Source organism: Yoonia maritima (assembly GCF_003003285.1).
Classification (GTDB): Bacteria; Pseudomonadota; Alphaproteobacteria; order Rhodobacterales; family Rhodobacteraceae; genus Yoonia; species Yoonia maritima.
Genome location: NZ_PVTP01000011.1, coordinates 48617 through 68623, shown reverse-complemented (window position 1 = coordinate 68623; position 20007 = coordinate 48617). Strand labels below are relative to the sequence as shown.

Here is a 20007-nt window from a genome sequence, read left to right as displayed (position 1 = left end):
TCGCGTATCCGAAAGGCAGGTCCATGTTTCGTTATTTCGAAGGTCTGGTCGATCCTTATACCACTTATCAAGAAACCGATGCGCCGCCCACGCGGCTCTACCCATTTTTGCGGCAATACGCAGAGCCATTCATTGGCGTTTTCGCCATTACGGCAATCGCGTCAGTGGTTATTGCCGCGGTCGAGATTTGGTTGCTTGGCTATCTTGGTCGGCTTGTCGACATATTGTCAGGCGGCACCCCAGAACAGGTCTGGATGCAAAGCGGGCTAGAGCTCATCCTGGTTGCGGTGTTCATTCTGACATTGCGACCGGCCATCCATATCTTCCAAGTTTTACTGCTAAATAACACGATCCTACCCAACTTTGGGACATTGGTGCGATGGCGAGCACACAAGCACGTGCTGCGGCAATCCGTCGGATGGTTCGAGGATGACTTTGCCGGCCGTATTGCCAACCGGATCATGCAAACACCCCCAGCTGCGGGCGAGGTCGTGTTTCAATTATTCGACGCAATAACCTTTGCGATTGCCTATGTTATCGGTGCTGCCATTTTGCTCGGGCAGGCTGACGCGTGGCTTATTTTGCCGCTTGCGCTTTGGTTTATACCCTACGCGTTTCTTCTGCGCTGGGTCGTGAAACGGATTGGCCCCGCGTCAGAGGCTTCATCAAACGCGCGCAGTGCAATTACCGGTCGCGTTGTCGACAGCTATACCAATATTCACTCGGTCAAGATGTTCGCGCATCACGACCGTGAAGTTGCCTATGCCAAAGACGCAATAGAAAAGGCGCGCAGTACGTTCCAAGCAGAGATGCGCCTTTACACGATCATGGATGTGGCATTGATGATCTTGAACGGTTTGCTCATCGTTGGGGTCGTTGGTTGGGCGATCTATCTGTGGATGCAGGGTGTTGCCTCTGTTGGGGTTGTTGCTGTTGCGACGTCGTTGGCGCTGCGTCTGAATGCGATGTCCGGCTGGATCATGTGGGCAATCAGCAACTTTTTCCGTGAACTGGGTGTCGTCGCTGAAGGGATGAAAACCATCGCGCAGCCAATTCGATTGTTGGATGATGATAGCGCTGGCGCACTTAAAATGGGTGCAGGCAAGGTCGAGATTTCCGGCCTGTCCCATCACTATGGCAAAGAAAGTGGCGGTTTAGATAACATCAATCTGACGATAGCACCGGGTGAAAAGGTGGGCCTTGTTGGGCAATCTGGTGCGGGTAAGTCGACGCTGGTCAAGCTGTTGCTGCGCTTTTACGACGCGGAAGAGGGGCGCATTGTCATTGACGGACAGGATATTGCGTCTGTTAGCCAAGAAAGCCTGCGGCGCGTTATCGGTATGGTACAGCAGGATTCATCGCTGTTGCATCGATCGGTACGTGAGAACATTTTGTACGGACGTCCAGATGCCACCGAAGAGCAGATGATCGCTGCCGCGCAAAAGGCCGAAGCCCATGGATTCATTCAGGGGCTTGAGGACGCTGAAGGTAACAAGGGTTATGATGCACGCGTTGGTGAACGCGGTGTTAAGCTTTCGGGTGGTCAACGGCAGCGTATCGCGCTCGCGCGGGTTATTCTGAAAGACGCGCCGATCTTGTTACTGGACGAAGCGACAAGCGCGCTAGATAGTGAGGTCGAAGCCGCGATCCAGCAGACCCTTTACGGGATGATGCAAGGTAAAACGGTTATTGCCATCGCTCACCGACTTTCGACCATCGCGCAGATGGATCGTATTATCGTTATGGACCAAGGCCGTATCATCGAGGACGGCAGTCACGACGATTTGTTAGCAGCGAACGGGCAATACGCGCGGTTCTGGGCTCGTCAATCTGGTGGGTTCCTAGGATAATTTGAGCAGGACATAGAATGAAACCAGAGAACTGGATCGACCCGTTCGAACGCGCCGATGGGCCGCCCCCGCAGACCTTGTTGGCGTTCCTAAAATGGTGCGTGCAAGGCAGCATAAAAGTAGTGTTTTTGGCTGGAATAGTGTCTGCTTTGGCGGGAACACTAGAAGTCGCCACCGCCCTGATGCTGGGGTGGGTTATCGACGCGGCGCTAGCGTCCGATGCTGGTTCTTATTTCTCGCAAAACATGATGTTGTTGCTTGGCGTAACCCTATTTTTCGTAGTCGTACGCCCGATTTTCCTAGGTGTGTCTGGGCTTCTTCAAAACGTGGTCATTGCACCGTCTTTAAGCAACCTCATCTTGTCGCGCCTGCATCGGCATTCAATTGGGCAGTCGGTTACATTCTTTGACGATGATTTTGCTGGCCGTATTGCGCAAAAGCAGATGCAAGCGGCCAGAGCGGCAACAGATTTGGTGGTCGATATGATCCACACTGTGGCCTTTGCGTTGGCTTCGCTTGTTGGGTCGATCATTCTGTTGCTGACGATGGATCTGCGGTCTGCTGCGCTGCTGACGCTATGGGTGGTCGCCTATATCGGTATGATTAAATACTTCATGCCTCGTATCCGTAAACGCGCAAAGGCACGTGCTGCAACACGTGCGATGGTCACAGGGCAGGTGGTTGATACCATCACGAATATTAAGACCGTAAAGCTGTTCGCCCACGATGATTTCGAAGACCGTGCCGCGATCGAATCTATGGAAAACTATCGCGATAGGGCGATAAGTTATGGCTGGTTGTCTGCGGCGTTTCGGTTCTGGCTAATGGCGCTGGGCGGGTTGCTTCCAATCATTTTGGTCGGCGCGACGCTGTATTTCTGGAGTTTGGGTTCAGCAACGGCGGGTGACATTGCCGCAGCAGGTGCGATTTCCTTGCGGCTGTCGCAAATGACGGGCTGGGTCAGCTTTACGTTGATGGGTATGTACGCCAACGTGGGTGAGCTTGAAGATGCGATGCATACCCTTAGCCCTGCGCATTCTTTGACAGATGCTTCTGACGCGGCGGAGCTGAACGCGGATCAAGGCGCGATTGCCTTGCAGGATGTCAGTTTTCGATATGGTGGCGGGCCCGGTGGGTTGGATGGGGTGAACCTCTCTGTTGAACCGGGCGAAAAGCTGGGTTTGGTTGGCGCGTCTGGCGCTGGGAAATCGACATTGGTGGCTTTGCTGCTGCGTCTTTACGACACCGAAGAAGGCGTTGTTTCGATTGACGGCCAAGATATCCGGGACGTCACCCAAGAAAGCCTGCGTCGCCAGATCGCGATGGTCACCCAGGAAACCGCAATGTTTAACCGGTCAGCGATTGATAACATTCGCTATGGCAAACCAGACGCGACCCAAGACGAAATCGAAGCAGCAGCCAAACAGGCAGAGGCGCATGATTTTATTCTTCAGTTGGTCGATCACAAGGGGCGCAAAGGCTATGATGCGCATCTGGGTGAACGTGGCGTAAAGCTGTCTGGCGGCCAACGACAGCGTATCGCGATTGCCCGCGCCATTCTAAAAGATGCCCCAATTTTGGTGCTGGATGAGGCGACAAGTGCTCTCGATTCCGAAGTCGAAGCATCGATTCAAGGTGCATTAGAGTCCATTATGGACGGCAAGACAGTGATCGCCATTGCCCACCGCTTGTCTACTTTGGCGCAGATGGATCGCATCATCGTGCTTGACGCGGGCCGCGTTGTTGAACAAGGAACGCACAACGACTTGCTGGCCAAAGGTGGGCTTTATGCCCGTTACTGGAATAGGCAGTCTGGTGGTTTCATAGATGCGAAAGATGCGGCGGAATAATGTTAACGATTGAAAGCTTGACTCACCTTGGCATGGGGCGCGCATCTGATGGGCGGTCTTTGCTACCTCGTGTTCTTCCCGGTGAAGAAGTCGAAGTTGCCCAAGACGGCACCGTGCGGATCGTGACACCGTCGACCGACCGCGTTGCGGCATCTTGTCGGCATTACAAATCTTGCGGTGGATGCGCGATGCAGCACGCGAAAGATGAATTCGTCGCGGATTGGAAGCTGGGCATTGTTCAAAAGGCAGTGCAGGCGCACGGGCTCGCCCCTGATTTTCGCGCGGTGGCGACTTCGCCAGCACGGTCTCGTCGTCGTGCAAAGCTTTCTGGGCGCCGTACCAAAAAGGGCGCGATGGTCGGGTTTCACGGTCGCGCGTCCCACACGTTGGTTGCTGTGCCTGACTGCCAACTGGTTACACCAGCGATATTGGCCATTCAGCCCGCGCTAGAGGCCCTGACCGTCTTGGCATGTTCCCGCAAAGGCGAGATTGACCTGACGGTTACTGATGCCGCGCTTGGTCCGGATGTATTTGTTGCCACAGACAAAGACCTGACACCGCAGTTGCGTGTTGAATTGGCGGCATTTGCAAACCAGCATGGTTTGTCGCGTCTGGTCTGGAACGACGAACCTGTCGTTACTATCAATCCACCGACCCAAGATTTTGGCGGCACAAAGGTGACGCCTCCTCCGGGCGCGTTTTTGCAGGCAACAAAGCACGGTGAAACCACGCTGCTGCAAGCCGTCGAAGAAATTACGGCCAAGGCGAACCGTGTCGTTGATCTGTTTGCAGGATGCGGCACGTTCACACTGCCTATCGCTAAACGGGCCGAGGTTCACGCCGTTGAGGGCGAGGCTGAAATGTTGAACGCGCTTGATCGTGGTTGGCGCGAAGGTCATCAGCTGCGCAAAGTGACAACTGAAACGCGCGATCTATTCCGCCGTCCGTTAGAACCAGACGAGCTGCGCCACTTTGATGCTGCCGTGATTGATCCCCCGCGTGCCGGTGCTGAAGCCCAGATCGAGGCATTGGCCCGTTCCGAGATTAAAACAATTGCGATGGTGTCGTGTAACCCGATCACATTTGCCCGCGATGCAAAAATGCTGACAGATGTTGGGTTTAGCATGCCTTGGGTGCAAACAGTCGATCAGTTCCGCTGGTCCCCACACGTAGAGGTCGTCGCCCCATTCACACGAAAATGAGGGTAAACAGCTAGAATTTCCTACCTTTTGCCACAATGTACGGTTAAATTACTTCAAAACGGCGAAGACCGGTACAAGTAGGCAGTGATATGATTTCAAGACGATCAGTAATGGTTGGCGCAGCAGCAGGTTTGGCCGGCTGTAGCGCAGGACCACAAGTTTATAGCGGGCCACAGGTGACCCGCATTCAGGTCCTTAAAGGACAGCGTACGATGCAGTTGTTGCATCAAAACCAGCTTCTACGTGAATTTCGATTCCAGCTAGGTTTCACGCCTGAAGGACACAAAGTGTACGAAGGGGATGGGCGTACACCGGAAGGATCATATTTGATCGATCGCCGTAACCCGAACAGTAGATATCATCTGTCATTGGGCATTTCTTACCCAAATGCTAATGACGTTGCCTATGCGCGCAGTCAGGGGTTGGACCCAGGCGGCGATATCTTTATTCACGGCACACCTGATCCGTGGGTCGGGAAGGCCGATTGGACGTGGGGGTGCATCGCCATTTCAAACAAAGAAATGGACGACGTTTATGCGATGGTTCAGACAGGTACCTTGGTAACGATCTACGCTTAGAATGTGACTGGGGCGATTGGCCGTGATACGGTTGGATCACTACCCATGTTCATACACCACCAAAGTTTGCCTGCCGGTTCTTGGTACCATGAAAAACCCATAGAGCGTGCTGCCGGGTCCAAGATCACGGCACGCGTATCTGGTTGCCCCATCCATGCGGCAAGCGTTTGCAATTCGGTTTCATAAGATTCCGAAATGTTTTCGCCTAGCAACCTACCGGGGAACCCAGCGCGACGTGCACGGTCAAGCGGGCTGGATCCATCTGATCCGAATAACCATGGTCGGTTCTGTGCGGACATATCACGCGCATGTGTCGCGGCGGCTGCGTTTAATTGTGCATTCAATTCAACGGGTGCTGCGCCAGATGTGCCACGAAGCGAGTTTACGCTGTCTAGCATTCTGAATTGAACGGCCGCTTCGTCTTTGCTGGTGATCCGGTAGACAGTCTGCACGGGTAATCCATCAGGACCCAAAGCACGTTGCGGGTCACATGCGGCCAATGTGGTGGCCACAAGCCCTAGGATTATCTCTCTTCTGTACATTAGTTACCTAACTCGGTTGCATTTTTCATCATTAGCGACATCAGCGGAACACTTCAAACCCACATTACGTCACTTGCGTCCATCTGACATTTGTTTGAATTGCAGTGACTGACCAGACACATTAGATTGCAAGACTGAAAGAAGTTCATATTGAACCGGAGACCGAAATGAATAATGATCTGTCACGTCGTGGGTTTTTGGCCGCAGGTGCAGCTATGATCGGCACCGGTGCTGTGGCACAAACGGCCAATTCGACCGAAATCGAAAGCGATCTGTCGCAGCAAGTTCAGCGCAACATTTCTAGCTTTCGTTCGCTCGATTGGCAGCCGTATTTCAGTAACCTGAATAACGGGGCTATCTTGGTGGATATTCAGTCGCGTGCGCTGCACTACTGGTCTGAAGATCAGGCTATATACAAACTTTTCCCAACCAGTGTGCCCCTGACAGATGACCTGACCCGCACTGGCCGAACAGAAGTGACGCGCAAGGTCGAAGGCCCTAGTTGGGCGCCGACACCAGCAATGCGCATCCGTAACCCTGAGTGGCCTGAATTTATTGGTCCAGGTCCAGATAACCCATTGGGATCGCACGCTCTTTACTTGTCTTGGCAATACTATCGCATCCACGGTACGCACGACACGCGCAAGATTGGTCGCCGGTCATCTAACGGGTGCATTGGGCTATACAATGAGCAGATCGCAGAGTTGTTTGGCTATGCTAAAGTTGGCACACAGGTATTGCTGATTTAAGAGCTGAAACGCCGCGTGAACCACGCACCGATACGGGATTTGTTATGTCCGTATGCCGTAGGTGCCGGTGGGGTGTAGACCGGGATTTCGCTGGTATTGGTGCGCGCTCGCGCTTTTGAACGCTCAATAGACTTGGATGTTTCTTCGTTGAATTCGTGAACCCAGTCTGGAATTTTCTTTTTCGGTGCAGAAACAGGGTTGGGCTTACGAGTATTTTCCCGTGGCTCTGAATTTAACACATATTCATTCGTTTCAGACACAAGCCGAGTCAAAACCTGACCCAGGTTATCACTTGGCTTAAGCAACAAAGGCTTAATGCGGCTTCGTTGATCGCCATCAATAAGATCAGACCATTCCCGTGCTGATTGGATCCGGTCTTTTGGTAATATCGACATGGCTTTGTCGATTGCTTCCAAAAATGTCCGATCATATTCGTCAAATCGCCCAGCTAAGGGTTCGCATGGGTCTGGGTTTTGGCTCGCGAATTCAGCCATACGTGTTTGGCTGTTGGGTGGGGCTTTGCCAGAAATGAGGTGATAGAACGATGCGCCAAGTGCGTAGAGATCGCTGCTGGGGCTTTGTTTTCCACCCGCGAAATAGAATTCCTGCGGTGAGTATCCGTCTTTGACGACTAGAACAGCAGAAAGTTCGCGGGTTTCACGGCTTGCTTCTTCTCTGGCTGCGCCAAAGTCGATCAGAACGGGATTGCCCCATTTATCAAGTAAGATGTTATCAGGCGAAATATCACGGTGAAGTAGATCTTGGCGGTGAACAAGATCAACAGCATCAAGTAGCTTGATCAATATGTCTTTGATTTGCTTTGGCTTTAGATTTTGTTCTTTGTCTTTGATGATGTCTAAAAGATCGCGGCCATCAATAAGATCTAGGATCATATAGGCTGTTTCGTTATCTTCAAAAATCCGGTGAACGCCGACAACATTCGGGTGCCGCATTTTTGCGATTGTCCGTGCTTCTCGCATGAACATTTCAACGATTGACCGGTATTTTTCGTAATGCCTGTCGGACCGCACATAGACGTTTTTACCGTCACGGCGACAAAATACTTCGGGGTAGCATTCCTTTACGACAACGCTGCGATCCAAATAATTATCTTTGGCAAGGTAGGTGATACCAAACCCGCCATTACCAAGCCGTCGTTTAATGATGAATTGGTCACCGAGCAGAACAGTCCCATTGGGAAGAGCCTCGCCGCGGGTGGGCGAATTGGTAAGGTTCTTTTCTGGCGTTGCCGTTGTCATATCTTATAAAATGCGCGCGCCAAAACGAGCGCCTTCCCCAAAACTCAAGTCAATGTTTGCCGGATAAATGTGGTGGTAATGCGGCCAACAAGCAAAAAATCGCCTACAAACAATACCCTGCATTTACAATAATGTATAATTAATAATCATTGTATCCGTCAGCGCCCTAAATGAGGGCGCTGACTAACTGAATTTGCCTTAATTGGGCGGTGTGATTCTATTCGAGCCAGCCTTGTAAATTCCGCTCGATCACGCCGGATAATGCATCGATGTGATCCGGATTATCGTTCAGGCAAGGCACATATGTGAACCCTTCGCCGCCTGCGTGCTCAAAACTTTCCCTGATCTCTTCGTTAATTTCTTCCAGCGTTTCGATGCAGTCAGCCGAAAACGCTGGTGCGCAAACGGCGATGTCCTTAACGCCTTCTTCGCTTGCTAGTCGGGCGACTTCTTTTACGGTATATGGCTTTAGCCATTCTTCGCGACCGAAAATCGACTGAAATGTCGTCATGATCTGGGTGTCGTCCCAACCTAGACGTTCCTTTAGCAAGCGTGTCGTTTTTTGGCAGTGGCAGTGATAGGGGTCACCCTCATGCAAATAACGTTCAGGCACACCGTGGTACGAGCAAATTAGCTTTTCAGGTTTTTTGTCAGCGTTTGCGTATGCCTTTTCCACGGATTTCGCGAGCGCATCAATATACGCGGGGTCTTCGAAATATGGCTCTACGACACGGGCGACTGGCTGCCACTTTTCTTCCATCAACGCGCGGAAAAATTGATCGTTCGCGGTTGCTGAAGTTGCGCCAGCATAGTGTGGGTAAAGCGGGAAGAATAGAATTTTGGTACAACCTGCTTCAGTCATTTCACGGACTTTGGATTTGGTCGAAGGGTTGCCGTACCGCATGCAAAAATCGACCATGACATCATCGCCATAGCGTTCTTCCATTTTTGCTTTGATCGCTGCGGTCTGCTGTTTGGTGATCGTCAGCAGCGGACTTTCGTCTGCTTCGTTGTTCCAAATGGTTTTATACGCAGCGCCGGATTTTGAAGGTCTGATCGTCAGAATGATCAGTTGCAGGATTGGTTGCCATTTCCAAGTAGGGTAATCGACAACCCGCTTGTCGGATAGAAATTCATTCAGATACCGCCGCATCGACCAATAGTCGGTTCCGTCCGGTGTCCCAAGGTTTGCTAACAGAATACCTACCTTTGCAGGTTTGATCTTTGGGTGGTTAGCAGGGGCGTGGGCAGGGCAGGTTGCAGGCTGCGGTTTATCAGACATTTGCGTGGCCTTTTGGAACGAATGTTTAGAACGGAGTTAAATAGTTTACGTCCAAGGTCAATCTTTGGATTGATCTAAGGGCGTTTCTGTCGCGCCTAACGCATCGGCAAGTCGGGTCGTCGCGCTGCCGGGACGTAATGGTTGTTGCTGCCCCTCGCCGGGTGACCAGCCGGTTAGGGTGATCAGTTCAAATGTTGCATCAACCCGACCATCATCGTTGCTAAAGTGTTCGGCGTAAATGCTTGCGGTTTCGGTCATCACGTTGCGACGGGTCATGTGTTTAATCCGCGCATCTAGCGCGTTGGCTTCGCCCATTTTGCGCAAATCGTGCATGAGATGAAACGCATTGGCATAGCTTGCAGTAAGCGGTGTGGCGTCTGCAACAGGCAACGCAAAGCCTGCGCGCTGTAACAATGCGCCTAGGTCACGAATTTCGCCCATCGGTGCGATACGTGGTGATATGCCGCCGGCGACGATAGCTTCGGCTTCTGCCAATGACGCACGCAGTTCATGCAGTGTTTGGCCGCCTAAGAACCCGCAAAGTAATAAGCCATCGGGTTTCAGCGCATGCCGACACTGGACAAGTTGCCCGACAGGATCGTTTGACCAATGTAGTGCCATAACGTGTAAAATTAGATCATGGGTTTCGGGTTCCGCAGATAGAGTATCATCGTCTGCCAAAATGGTCGCGTTTGGAAAGGCCTGCGCCCAAAAATCAGGAAATCCAGTAACGATCGCAACGGACGTAAAGGTTCTGTTAACCTCGTTCAGTCTTTCTTGCAGCTCAGCGGCTAATGTTTCGTGCAAGAACAGCGCATCCGCGTCAGCGCGGGCGCGATTACGTTGCAGGGCGAGGCGGTCAACAAGTACGGGCATATTTTCCATGCCCCCCATCTAGGGTGCAAACATGCGAATGCAAAGCGTGATCAGAGCAATCTACCCTGCGCAATGCGTCGCATGTGACGCGCAAACGGAATCTGAATTTGGACTTTGTGGTGCATGTTGGCGTGAAACAAAGTTTATTGGAGGGCTGATTTGCGACACCTGTGGCGCGCCGCTTCCGGGCGAAGATACAGGCACAATCGAGCAATGTGATGATTGCATGACCATCGCCCGACCATGGGATCATGGGCGAGCAGGGCTGATATACACAGGGATTGGTCGCAAGTTAGTGTTGGGTTTCAAGCACGGGGATCGTACAGATTTGGCGCGACCTGCCGCGATATGGCTTGCGCGGATGGCGCGCCCGCTTTTGCGTGATGATACAGTTTTAGTGCCGGTACCGCTCCATTGGGTGCGTCGCGTTCAGCGCCGTTACAATCAGGCCGCGTTACTGGCGCATGCCTTAGGCCGGGAACTGGGTGTTCCTGTTTGCTCTGATGCGCTTCTAAGGCCCAAAAAGACAAAACCTCTTGAGGGGCATAGCCGTGATGCGCGCTTTGCTGCGCTGTCTGGGGCGATTGTGCCAAACCCAAAATGTGCTGATGTAATCGCCGGGAAGCCCGTGCTGATTGTGGACGATGTAATGACATCCGGCGCCACGTTGGCCGCTAGCGCAGAGGCCGCGAAGGCAGCCGGTGCCACACATGTGTCTATTGTTACACTGGCACGGGTGGTCAAAGACGCTTAGATGCAGGGTAAATGTACTAAGGATGAAACGATGAAAACTGTTGAAATTTACACAAAATCCACTTGCGGGTTTTGCCATATGGCAAAGCGTCTTTTGACGGCCAAAGGCGTGAGCTTTGCGGAGGTCGATATTCTGGCTCAGCCTGATCGACGCGCCGAAATGATCCAGCGCGCGAATGGTGGTAGCACTGTTCCGCAGATTTTTATTGAAGGAAATCATATCGGTGGCTGTGATGACCTGATGGGGCTTGATCGAAGTGGTAAGTTGGATGCTATGCTGGCCTGATGAAGGCCGCACTTTTACAACTCAATGTCAGCGATTCTCCGGAAGCAAATTTGCCCGGAACGGTTGACCTCGTCGCGCGCGCCGCTTCGTTGGGCGCGGGTTTTGTTTTGACGCCGGAAGTGACGAATTGCATTTCGCAAAGCCGACAACAACAGCAAGAAGTCTTGCAGCACGAGGAAGACGACTTAACGCTTGCTGGGCTATGTGCTGCTGCAAAAGACAACGGCGTTTGGCTGTCGATTGGATCGCTTGCGCTGAAAACGGACGATGTGGATGGGCGTTTTGCGAACAGGTCCTTTTTGGTCAACCCAGAGGGAGAGGTTGTCGCTCGGTATGACAAAATTCATATGTTTGATGTCGCGGTGTCTGAGACCGAGGTTTATAATGAATCTGCAGGGTATCGTCCCGGTTCGCGGGCGGTTGTTGCAGAAACACCATTTGCAAAGCTGGGGCTAAGCATATGCTTTGACGTCCGTTTCCCGTATCTCTACCGCGCATTAGCGCAGGGTGGTGCGGATGTTATACTTGTTCCATCAGCATTTTCACCCGTCACAGGTGCCGTCCATTGGGAATCCCTTTTGCGTGCCCGAGCCATTGAGACCGGGTCGTACATCTTGGCTGCGGCGCAAACAGGTGAACACGCATCGTCGACGGGAAAACCCCGACGGACCTATGGGCACTCGCTGGCAATCTCACCTTGGGGCGAAGTGTTAGCGGATTCCGGCTCGGCGCCTGGCATCGCAATGGTTGATATTGACCTATCAGAAGTGGCAGAAAGCCGGAAACGTATTGCGGCCCTTACTCAAGACAGGGCCTTTGAAGGGCCTTAATGTCGGAAACCACAAATAATCTCGCTGTTTCACTGTTTAGTGAGATTCTTGTTGTCGACCAATTGGCGCGGGCAAGTGTTGCACGTGTACTGCCCAAAGGGATGGAGCTGTCGCATTTTTCGGTTTTGAACCAGCTTGGTCATGCCGGGATGGAACGTACGCCTGCACAATTGGCAAAGACGTTTCACCTGACGCGCGGTGCCATGACGAATACCGTTAATAAGCTCGAGCGCGCCGGTTGGGTTCATATTCGTCCGGATTGGGATGATGCACGCCGCAAGATGGTATCAATTAGCCCTGCAGGCCAAGCGGCTCGCGACGCAGCGCTAGCCGCGATTGCCCCCGTGATCGCCGAAGTCGTGAAGGAAGTCGGCGCCGACAAGGTGCGCATCGCGCTGCCAGTTTTGCGTGAATTACGGCTAAAGCTAAGCGAGCTAGAATAGCCTAGCGTTATGCCACCGGCTTTGTCGCTGCCGTGACATAGTTCACTGACAAATCTCGGTCAGAGATCGACCAAGTGAATTTCGCAAAATTAAACACGAACCCTTTACGATCAACAGGTGTCATCCCGGCCTTTTCAATCAGCGCGAAAAGCTCATCAGGTGTAATGAATTTCGCCCATTCGTGGGTGCCTTTGGGTAGCCAACGCATGACCCACTCTGCTCCGACAATCGCCATCGCAAACGATTTTGGGTTTCGATTGATGGTTGAACAGATGTGGATACCGCCGGGCTTGAGCAGTTGTTGACAGGCGGTCAGATAGCCAAGCGGATCTGCAACATGTTCGACTACTTCCATATTTAGTACTGCATCAAATTGTTCACCGGCTTCTGCCAGGGCTTCGGCGGTCACGTGACGATAGTCGATATCCAGCCCAGATTGTTCGGCGTGCACCATAGCGACCGGGATGTTTGCCGCCGCTGCGTCAGCGCCTACGACAGTTGCGCCCAAACGTGCCATTGGTTCGCAAAGCAACCCGCCACCGCAGCCGATATCCAGAATGCGTAAACCTTTGAATGGCTTTGGTTCGGTCAGGTCACGCCCGAATTCAGCGGCGATTTGGCGCGTGATATAGTCCAGTCGCACCGGATTCATCATATGTAATGGCTTGAACTTTCCGTTCAGGTCCCACCATTCTGCTGCCATGGCTTCGAACTTGGCGATTTCAGATGGGTCGACGGTGTTGGTGGCAGACATGCGCTCGCTCCGGATGGTCAGTGCTTCTTAGACGCGATATAGGATGATTATGGACAAAGTCGTAGGACAAAAGAGCGCATACGCATATCTTTACCCACCCATCGACCCATTTGATCGGCAAATGCTGGACGTGGGGGATGGGCATCAGATCTATGTTGAACAATGCGGCAACCCGAATGGTATACCCGTTGTCGTGCTACATGGTGGTCCGGGTGGCGGCTGTAGCCCAGCAATGCGTCGCTATTTTGATCCAGAGATTTACCGCATTGTGCTGTTCGATCAGCGCGGCTGTGGTCGTTCACGCCCGCATGCAAGTGTCATCGCCAACACGACGTGGCATTTGGTTGCTGATATTGAGCAAATCCGAAATGTTCTTGAAATTGAATCATGGGTGGTTTTCGGCGGAAGCTGGGGCGCGACGCTATCTTTGATTTATTCCCAAGCGCATCCTGACCATGTTTTGGGTTTGGCCCTGCGTGGTGTTTTCTTGATGACGCAGCCAGAGCTAGAATGGTTCTATGGCGGCGGCGCAGGTAAATTCTGGCCCGATTTATGGGATCGGTTCACATCTTTGATCCCCGACGATGAACACGACGATCTTATCGCTGCATACCACCGCCGTCTATTTGGTGGCGACCGTTCTGAAGAAGTCAAACATGCCCGTGCGTGGGCGGCTTGGGAAAACGCGTTGGCTGCGATTGATAGTGATGGCGCGACTGGAGAAGCGCCGGCTGAATATGCCCGGGCATTCGCAAGGTTAGAGAACCATTATTTCGTAAACGGCGGGTTTTTGGCAGAAAACCAACAAATTTTGCACCCCGATCAGATGGCGAAAATTGCGCATATTCCGGGGGTCATTGTGCAGGGTCGTTACGACATGATTTGTCCACCGACATCTGCGCATAAGCTATCGAAACTATGGCAGAATTCCCGGTTGACCATGGTGGGCCGTGCGGGTCACGCATTGTCCGAACCGGGTATCAGCGCAGAGCTCGTCCGCAGCATGGATGTGTTCAGCACCCAGCGGGACTTCTTGGGTCTTTAGGGTTTACAGCCCAATTCTAGCCGTTACTGTTGCGTCTAACTAACTGGGAACACGTTATTTTGGACAATGTCCTAAAGATTATCATGCAGCGTCTTGCGCTGGGCTTGCTTACTTTGCTTATCGTATCAGTGGTGATCTTTGTTGCAGTGAACATGCTGCCCGGCGATTTCGCGCAAGCGATTTTGGGGCAAGGCGCCACCGAAGAATCTGTCGCAGCTATTCGCCGTGATCTTGGTTTAGATCAGCCTATGGTCACACGCTATTTTGATTGGCTCGGCGGTGTTGTTCAGGGTGATTTTGGTGCGAGTTTTGCTAGCGCAAATGCCGCCAGTTTTAGTGGAACAACATCTGGCGTAAAAACCGTAGCGCAACAGATCGGGCCACGTTTTGCCAATACGATGTTCCTTGCGGCGGTAACCGCAGTTATTGCCGTCCCGTTGTCAGTGACGCTGGGTATTCTGGCCGCACTTTATCGCAATTCGGTGTTTGATCGTGCTGCTAACATTTTCACGCTCACGTCGATCTCTAGCCCTGAATTCTTTCTGGCCTATGTCTTGATCCTGTTTCTTGCGGTGCTGAACCCAATCTTTCCATCCTTGTCGAATATCTATGACGGGATGGCGTTTAGCGAACGGTTGAATAAATCCATGTTGCCCGCGCTGGTGCTGACCCTTGTTGTGACTGCGCACATGATGCGCATGACACGCGCGGCGATCATTAACCTGCTGGCCAGCCCATATATCGAAATGGCGCGCCTTAAGGGGATGTCGCCGATGCGGGTGATCGTTAAACATGCGCTGCCAAATGCGCTCGCGCCGATTATCAACGTGGTTGCATTGAATTTGGCCTATCTGATCACCGGCGTTGTCGTGGTCGAGGTGGTGTTTGTTTACCCCGGTATCGGTCAACTGTTCGTTGATAGCGTTAAGACCCGCGATATCCCGGTTGTTCAGGCCTGCTGCCTGATCTTTGCCGCTGCTTATATTTTGCTGAACCTGACGGCTGACATTATGTCGATCCTGTCCAATCCACGTCTGAGGCATCCGAAATGATTTTATGGATCGCAGCAGTGTTAGTTGGCATGGGCGCTTTGGCGTGGGTGTTTCGTTTTGCCGGGCAGGCTGCGACAGGGAACGTGCCCAAGTTTCGCGATATGCCGTTTGGTGTCGCCTATGGCTATATTTTGGCGGTGTTGGTCGTTGGCTGGCTGATTTGGGCCTATTTTCAGGGCCGCAGCAGTGATCCTGCCATCGCGAATAAATTCTTCTTTCTACGCATAGGCATCGAAGGTTTCATTATCTTTGCTATCGCGGCATGGCTGTTCCGTCTTGCTGGCCGTCGGGTCGGCACCGCGTGGAGCCGCAAGATGTTCCGCGCCATGCCTTTGACTGCGGCCTTTGGTGTCATGATCATTTTGATCTATGCGATCTTGGCAATCTTTGCGGGCCTACTGGCACCATATGGCCAAGAACAAATCATTCCGGGCGTAGCCGCCAACATCACCCCGGGTGGGGACCCAGCGTTGGGTGGTAATCCTGATTTCCCATTGGGCACGGACCAGATTGGTCGCGATATTCTGAGCCGCTTGATTTACGGCGCGCAGAACACTGTTGGGATTGCTTTTGCGACCACGCTTCTGGCGTTCTTCTTAGGTGGCACGTTCGGGTTCTTGGCCGCGACATTCGGCGGTTGGTTGGATCAAGTGCTGTCGCGCATGGTTGATGTCTTGATGGCGATCCCCTCACTGATCTTTGCGTTGTTGTTGATGACAATCGCAAGCGTCTGGGCGCCGCGTCTGGGTATCCCGCTTACCGTGTTCATGGTGATTATCATCGCCGTAATCGACAGTACGCGTGTTTTCCGCCTTTCGCGTGCAGTTGGGCAAAACATCGTTGTGATGGACTATATCGAGGCTGCAAAGCTGCGTGGCGAGGGCTTTGGCTACATCATTTTCAAAGAAATTCTTCCCAACGCGACCGCACCTCTTCTTGCTGAATTTGGCCTGCGCTTTTGCTTTGTGTTCTTGACCATTGCCGCACTGTCGTTCCTTGGTGTGGGTATCCAGCCACCATTGGCGGACTGGGGCACGATGGTTCGTGATCTAAGTGGTTTTGTGAACTACGCACAATTTGCGCCAATGGCCGCGACCGCGCCGCTGTTGGCAGCGGGTGCGATTGCGCTGCTAACCGTCGCTGTGAACTTTGTTGTCGACTGGATGCTGCATAAATCATCGGGGCTAAAAGAATGACCGAACCGCTGTTGAAAATGCGCGGCGTCAAGATCGAAGGCCGCAGTGACGAAACGTGGAACCCGATCATCAATGGTGTTGATCTAACGTTAGCTCGTGGAGAGGTCCTTGGCCTGATCGGTGAATCTGGTGCGGGGAAATCCACGCTGGGTCTGGCCGCGATGGGTTATACCCGAGACGGTGTTCGGATTAGCGACGGTACGATTGAATTCGACGGGATTGATTTGCTGACCGCATCTGCTGCGGTCAAACGTGAATTGCTAGGTAAGCGGATCGCATATGTCGCGCAGTCCGCCGCCGCCAGCTTTAACCCCGCGCACCGTCTGATCGACCAGCATGTCGAAGGCCCTTCGCAACATGGCGTGATGAGCCGCGCCGAAAGCGAAGCAGACGGGATGGAGTTGTACCGCAAGCTGCGGCTGCCAAACCCGGACGAGATTGGTTTTCGTTATCCGCACCAGGTGTCCGGTGGGCAATTGCAGCGTGCGATGACCGCGATGGCGATGTCATGCCGTCCTGATCTGATCGTTTTCGACGAACCCACAACTGCGCTGGATGTGACCACCCAGATCGAAGTGTTATCGGCGATCCGCGATATCGTAGATCAGTTTGGCACCGCTGCGATCTATATCACGCATGATCTGGCCGTTGTGGCGCAAATGGCTGACCGGATTAAGGTGTTGCTTAAGGGTGATGAGGTCGAAACCGCCGATACTCGCACCATGCTCGACGCGCCAACGCAAGAATACACGAAATCGCTTTGGGCTGTGCGCAGTTTTGAACGCCCGGCCAAACCTGCGATTGCGACCGGCGCTGTGCCTGTCATTAGCGTTCAGAATGTAGATGCATCCTACGGTTCTACCCCGGTGCTGCACGACGTTAGCTTTGACATGCACGAAGGTCGCACCGTCGCTGTGGTTGGTGAATCTGGGTCAGGTAAATCCACGACTGCACGGTGCATCACTGGGCTGTTGCCACCGAAGTCAGGGCAGATTTTGCTAGACGGAGAGGCACTGCCTGCGAGTTACAAAAAGCGTAGTAAGGACCAGTTGCGTCAGGTGCAGATGATCTATCAGATGGCTGACACCGCGCTAAACCCGCGTATGTCGATCGGTCAGATCATTGCGCGCCCGGTCCAGTTTTATCTGGGGCTGACGGGTGCTGCGAAACGCAAACGCGTTGATCAGTTACTTGAACAGATCGAGCTAGAGCCATCAGAATACTATAATCGCCTGCCGTCCGAACTGTCGGGCGGTCAAAAACAACGGGTTGGTATCGCGCGTGCCTTAGCAGCCGAGCCAAAATTCATCATTTGTGATGAGGTCACATCGGCGTTGGATCAACTCGTTGCCGAAGGCATCCTGCGCTTGTTGGCAAAATTGCAGGATGACTTGTCACTTTCCTATATGTTCATCACACATGACCTCGCGACTGTGCGCGCAATTGCGGATGAGGTCGTCGTGATGAAGGATGGTCGCGTGGTAGAGCAGGGGCCAAAGGTCGATATGTTTACGCCGCCACATCACGCCTACACAGATCTATTGCTGAGCTCGGTGCCCGAAATGGATCCGGATTGGCTGACTAATCTGCTGAAAGAACGCGGAGTTGATAACGTCGGCGATGCAGCAGTTGATAAGATGTAACACGAATCACCCATTCTAAGATGGGATAAGCGGGCAAAATATCGCTCGAATAAGATAACTGGGAGTACGATCAATGAATGGAATTAGTAGACGCGGTCTGTTGAAAACGGGTGTCGCCGCTGGCGTATTGGGTCTGTCCGGTATGCCGCTGCGCGCGCAAACACGTGGCGGTAAATTCACCGCTGGCCTAAACGGCGCAAACACATCCGATAGCTGGGACGGGCGTACACACGCCGATATGTTTATGATCGGTGCCGGTATGGGCGCTGTCTTTGACTGTCTGACCGAAAACGGTGCTGACGGTTCCCTCAAAGGCGAATTGGCAGAAAGCTGGGAAGCAAGCCCAGACGCCAAAGTCTGGACATTCAACCTGCGTCAGGGCGTGACATTCCACAACGGAAAATCTTTTGGCGCTGACGATGTGATTGAATCCCTTCAGCTACACGTGGCCGAAGGTTCGAAATCTGGCGCGCAGCCAATCGTGTCTGCGATCACCGAGATGAAGAAAATCACTGAGCATCAGGTTCAGTTCACGCTTGCCTCTGGCAACGCAGATTTCCCATATCTGATGTCTGACTATCACCTGTTGATCTACCCTGCTGGTCAGATCGAAGAGGCGATTGCAAAAGGTATCGGTACGGGTCTGTACGAAGTCGTCGCATTTGATCCCGGCGTGCGTTTTGTCGGCAAGCGTTATGAAAACCACTATAAAGGTGACAGCGCTGGTTTCTTCGATGAAATCGAATACATCGCGATCAACGACAACACTGCACGTATGAACGCACTGCTGACTGGTCAGGTTGATGCGATCAACCGGATCGACTTTAAGGGCGAAGCTCTGCTGAACGCGAACCCTGCTGTGCGTGTGCAAGAAGTGACTGGCAACCAGCACTATACGTTCCCAATGCACACGAACACCGCGCCATTTGATGATGTGCACGTGCGTCAGGCGCTGAAGTACGGCATCAACCGTCAGGAAATGGTCGACAAGATCCTTCTTGGTCACGGTCAGGTTGGTAACGACAGCCCGATTGGTCCAGCAAACCAGTATTACAACGCTGATATGGAGCAGCTGGCTTACGATCCAGACAAAGCAAAGTTCCACCTGCAGCAAGCTGGGCTTGATAGCCTTAGCGTTGATCTGTCTGCATCCAACGCAGCGTTTGAAGGCGCGGTTGACGCAGCACAGTTGTTCCAAGCGTCTGCGGCTGCTGGCGGCATCAATATTAACGTGGTGCAGGAACCTGCTGACGGTTACTGGTCCAACGTTTGGCTGAAGAAACCATTCTGTGCATGTTACTGGTCTGGCCGCGCGACCGAAGATTGGATGTTCTCATCTGCTTATGAATCTGGCGCACCTTGGAACGACACCAAGTGGGAAAACGCACGCTTCCAAGAACTGTTGATCACAGCTCGTGCTGAACTTGATAGCGACAAACGTCGTGATCAGTACGGCGAAATGCAGCAAATCCTAAGCACAGAAGGCGGCGCACTGGTGCCAATGTTTGCGAACTACGTACAAGCTGTGAACAACCGGATCGCATCTCCTGACGTTGTTGGTAACCTGTGGCAAATGGATAACTGCCGCATGGCAGAGCGTTGGTGGGGGGCGTAAGCCACACCGCGTTAACTAATCTAAGACGCCCCTCCGAAAGGTGGGGCGTCTTTGCTTTGGGACCGCATTTTGACGTTCTTAAATTTGCAAAACGCGGAGGGGTTGCAGACTCGGGCGTCTCGGCGTATATGATCGACAATAGCGGCGTCTTGGCTTCCAAAACCAACGGCTCCACCGGGAAATATCAACGGGCCGCGCGCCC

The 20007-nt window shown here is 52.8% G+C and carries 19 protein-coding genes; 14 read left to right on the top strand and 5 right to left on the bottom strand.

All coding sequences use genetic code 11. The features are described from left to right. Positions 1 to 23: 23 nt before the first annotated feature. From CLV80_RS14675 to CLV80_RS14660, 4 genes are all read left to right on the top strand, one after another. A complete protein-coding gene (locus CLV80_RS14675; RefSeq protein WP_106358690.1) occupies positions 24 to 1850 on the top strand; it encodes an ABC transporter ATP-binding protein in 1827 nt (608 codons plus the stop codon). A 17-nt stretch (positions 1851 to 1867) separates the two neighbouring features. Beyond that, on the top strand, positions 1868 to 3700 hold the full coding sequence (locus CLV80_RS14670; protein ID WP_106358689.1) for an ABC transporter ATP-binding protein: 1833 nt from the start codon (positions 1868 to 1870) through the stop codon (positions 3698 to 3700). Continuing rightward, on the top strand, positions 3700 to 4902 hold the full coding sequence (locus tag CLV80_RS14665; protein WP_106358688.1) for a class I SAM-dependent RNA methyltransferase: 1203 nt from the start codon (positions 3700 to 3702) through the stop codon (positions 4900 to 4902). Before CLV80_RS14670 ends, CLV80_RS14665 begins: the two co-directional genes overlap by 1 nt. 89 nt (positions 4903 to 4991) lie before the next feature. Beyond that, the gene (locus tag CLV80_RS14660) at positions 4992 to 5480 is read left to right on the top strand and encodes a L,D-transpeptidase family protein (RefSeq protein ID WP_106358687.1); all 489 of its coding nucleotides are present in this window, start codon (positions 4992 to 4994) and stop codon (positions 5478 to 5480) included. On the opposite strand, the gene dalA is transcribed toward CLV80_RS14660, so the two are convergent. Then, on the bottom strand, positions 5477 to 6022 hold the full coding sequence (gene dalA / locus CLV80_RS14655; protein ID WP_106358686.1) for a divisome-associated lipoprotein DalA: 546 nt from the start codon (positions 6020 to 6022) through the stop codon (positions 5477 to 5479). The two genes, CLV80_RS14660 and dalA, sit on opposite strands and share 4 nt — an antisense overlap. Before the next feature lie 167 nt (positions 6023 to 6189). On the opposite strand from dalA, the gene CLV80_RS14650 reads away from it, so the two are divergent. Next, positions 6190 to 6771: a L,D-transpeptidase gene (locus tag CLV80_RS14650; RefSeq protein WP_106358685.1), complete on the top strand. Its 582-nt coding sequence runs from the start codon at positions 6190 to 6192 to the stop codon at positions 6769 to 6771. On the opposite strand, the gene CLV80_RS14645 is transcribed toward CLV80_RS14650, so the two are convergent. The 3 genes from CLV80_RS14645 to CLV80_RS14635 all read right to left on the bottom strand — a co-directional run bounded on the left by CLV80_RS14645 (position 6768) and on the right by CLV80_RS14635 (position 10197). Continuing rightward, complete coding sequence (locus CLV80_RS14645) at positions 6768 to 8030, bottom strand: serine/threonine protein kinase (RefSeq protein ID WP_106358684.1); 1263 nt, start codon at positions 8028 to 8030, stop codon at positions 6768 to 6770. The genes CLV80_RS14650 and CLV80_RS14645 overlap by 4 nt on opposite strands. Positions 8031 to 8247: 217 nt before the next feature. Beyond that, a complete protein-coding gene (gene hemH, locus CLV80_RS14640; RefSeq protein ID WP_106358683.1) occupies positions 8248 to 9312 on the bottom strand; it encodes a ferrochelatase in 1065 nt (354 codons plus the stop codon). 57 nt (positions 9313 to 9369) lie between these two features. Next, the gene (locus CLV80_RS14635; protein ID WP_243394588.1) at positions 9370 to 10197 is read right to left on the bottom strand and encodes a methyltransferase domain-containing protein; all 828 of its coding nucleotides are present in this window, start codon (positions 10195 to 10197) and stop codon (positions 9370 to 9372) included. A 22-nt stretch (positions 10198 to 10219) separates the two neighbouring features. Here CLV80_RS14635 and CLV80_RS14630 point away from each other — a divergent pair, with 22 nt between their 5' ends. The 4 genes from CLV80_RS14630 to CLV80_RS14615 are packed head-to-tail and all read left to right on the top strand — an operon-like array spanning position 10220 to position 12500. After that, positions 10220 to 10942 (top strand): double zinc ribbon domain-containing protein, encoded by a 723-nt coding sequence (locus tag CLV80_RS14630; protein ID WP_106358681.1) that lies wholly within the window; start codon positions 10220 to 10222, stop codon positions 10940 to 10942. A 30-nt stretch (positions 10943 to 10972) separates the two neighbouring features. Continuing rightward, entirely contained in the window at positions 10973 to 11227 is a 255-nt protein-coding gene (grxC, locus tag CLV80_RS14625; protein WP_106358680.1) for a glutaredoxin 3, read from the top strand. Then, positions 11227 to 12057 carry a carbon-nitrogen hydrolase family protein gene (locus CLV80_RS14620; protein ID WP_106358679.1) on the top strand — a complete coding sequence of 277 codons (831 nt, stop codon included), beginning with the start codon at positions 11227 to 11229 and terminating at the stop codon, positions 12055 to 12057. Before grxC ends, CLV80_RS14620 begins: the two co-directional genes overlap by 1 nt. Next, the gene (locus CLV80_RS14615) at positions 12057 to 12500 is read left to right on the top strand and encodes a MarR family winged helix-turn-helix transcriptional regulator (protein WP_106358678.1); all 444 of its coding nucleotides are present in this window, start codon (positions 12057 to 12059) and stop codon (positions 12498 to 12500) included. The genes CLV80_RS14620 and CLV80_RS14615 overlap by 1 nt, the downstream gene beginning before the upstream one ends. A 7-nt stretch (positions 12501 to 12507) precedes the next feature. Here the strand turns inward: CLV80_RS14615 and ubiG are convergent, their stop codons facing one another. Next, positions 12508 to 13254: a bifunctional 2-polyprenyl-6-hydroxyphenol methylase/3-demethylubiquinol 3-O-methyltransferase UbiG gene (gene ubiG / locus CLV80_RS14610; protein WP_106358677.1), complete on the bottom strand. Its 747-nt coding sequence runs from the start codon at positions 13252 to 13254 to the stop codon at positions 12508 to 12510. 49 nt (positions 13255 to 13303) lie between these two features. Between ubiG and pip the strand changes: the two genes are divergently transcribed. The 5 genes from pip to CLV80_RS14585 all read left to right on the top strand — a co-directional run bounded on the left by pip (position 13304) and on the right by CLV80_RS14585 (position 19805). Next, positions 13304 to 14299: a prolyl aminopeptidase gene (gene pip, locus CLV80_RS14605; protein ID WP_106358676.1), complete on the top strand. Its 996-nt coding sequence runs from the start codon at positions 13304 to 13306 to the stop codon at positions 14297 to 14299. A gap of 59 nt (positions 14300 to 14358) precedes the next feature. Further along, positions 14359 to 15351 carry an ABC transporter permease gene (locus tag CLV80_RS14600; RefSeq protein WP_106358675.1) on the top strand — a complete coding sequence of 331 codons (993 nt, stop codon included), beginning with the start codon at positions 14359 to 14361 and terminating at the stop codon, positions 15349 to 15351. Further along, positions 15348 to 16547 (top strand): ABC transporter permease, encoded by a 1200-nt coding sequence (locus tag CLV80_RS14595; protein ID WP_207766594.1) that lies wholly within the window; start codon positions 15348 to 15350, stop codon positions 16545 to 16547. The genes CLV80_RS14600 and CLV80_RS14595 overlap by 4 nt, the downstream gene beginning before the upstream one ends. Next, positions 16544 to 18190 carry an ABC transporter ATP-binding protein gene (locus tag CLV80_RS14590; RefSeq protein WP_106358674.1) on the top strand — a complete coding sequence of 549 codons (1647 nt, stop codon included), beginning with the start codon at positions 16544 to 16546 and terminating at the stop codon, positions 18188 to 18190. The genes CLV80_RS14595 and CLV80_RS14590 overlap by 4 nt, the downstream gene beginning before the upstream one ends. 73 nt (positions 18191 to 18263) lie before the next feature. Continuing rightward, positions 18264 to 19805, top strand: coding sequence for an ABC transporter substrate-binding protein (locus tag CLV80_RS14585; protein ID WP_106358673.1), 1542 nt, complete (start codon positions 18264 to 18266; stop codon positions 19803 to 19805). Positions 19806 to 20007 lie beyond the last annotated feature (202 nt).

Bases quoted from the DNA above. Each gene is read 5' to 3' on its own strand.
- ubiG (WP_106358677.1), bottom strand. From the start codon at position 13,254: ATGTCTGCCACCAACACCGTCGACCCATCTGAAATCGCCAAGTTCGAA.
- CLV80_RS14620 (WP_106358679.1), top strand. From the start codon at position 11,227: ATGAAGGCCGCACTTTTACAACTCAATGTCAGCGATTCTCCGGAAGCA.
- pip (WP_106358676.1), top strand. From the start codon at position 13,304: ATGGACAAAGTCGTAGGACAAAAGAGCGCATACGCATATCTTTACCCA.
- CLV80_RS14635 (WP_243394588.1), bottom strand. From the start codon at position 10,197: ATGGAAAATATGCCCGTACTTGTTGACCGCCTCGCCCTGCAACGTAAT.
- CLV80_RS14675 (WP_106358690.1), top strand. From the start codon at position 24: ATGTTTCGTTATTTCGAAGGTCTGGTCGATCCTTATACCACTTATCAA.
- CLV80_RS14660 (WP_106358687.1), top strand. From the start codon at position 4,992: ATGATTTCAAGACGATCAGTAATGGTTGGCGCAGCAGCAGGTTTGGCC.
- CLV80_RS14650 (WP_106358685.1), top strand. From the start codon at position 6,190: ATGAATAATGATCTGTCACGTCGTGGGTTTTTGGCCGCAGGTGCAGCT.
- hemH (WP_106358683.1), bottom strand. From the start codon at position 9,312: ATGTCTGATAAACCGCAGCCTGCAACCTGCCCTGCCCACGCCCCTGCT.
- CLV80_RS14630 (WP_106358681.1), top strand. From the start codon at position 10,220: ATGCGAATGCAAAGCGTGATCAGAGCAATCTACCCTGCGCAATGCGTC.
- grxC (WP_106358680.1), top strand. From the start codon at position 10,973: ATGAAAACTGTTGAAATTTACACAAAATCCACTTGCGGGTTTTGCCAT.
- CLV80_RS14670 (WP_106358689.1), top strand. From the start codon at position 1,868: ATGAAACCAGAGAACTGGATCGACCCGTTCGAACGCGCCGATGGGCCG.
- CLV80_RS14645 (WP_106358684.1), bottom strand. From the start codon at position 8,030: ATGACAACGGCAACGCCAGAAAAGAACCTTACCAATTCGCCCACCCGC.
- CLV80_RS14590 (WP_106358674.1), top strand. From the start codon at position 16,544: ATGACCGAACCGCTGTTGAAAATGCGCGGCGTCAAGATCGAAGGCCGC.
- CLV80_RS14665 (WP_106358688.1), top strand. From the start codon at position 3,700: ATGTTAACGATTGAAAGCTTGACTCACCTTGGCATGGGGCGCGCATCT.
- dalA (WP_106358686.1), bottom strand. From the start codon at position 6,022: ATGTACAGAAGAGAGATAATCCTAGGGCTTGTGGCCACCACATTGGCC.
- CLV80_RS14595 (WP_207766594.1), top strand. From the start codon at position 15,348: ATGATTTTATGGATCGCAGCAGTGTTAGTTGGCATGGGCGCTTTGGCG.
- CLV80_RS14615 (WP_106358678.1), top strand. From the start codon at position 12,057: ATGTCGGAAACCACAAATAATCTCGCTGTTTCACTGTTTAGTGAGATT.
- CLV80_RS14585 (WP_106358673.1), top strand. From the start codon at position 18,264: ATGAATGGAATTAGTAGACGCGGTCTGTTGAAAACGGGTGTCGCCGCT.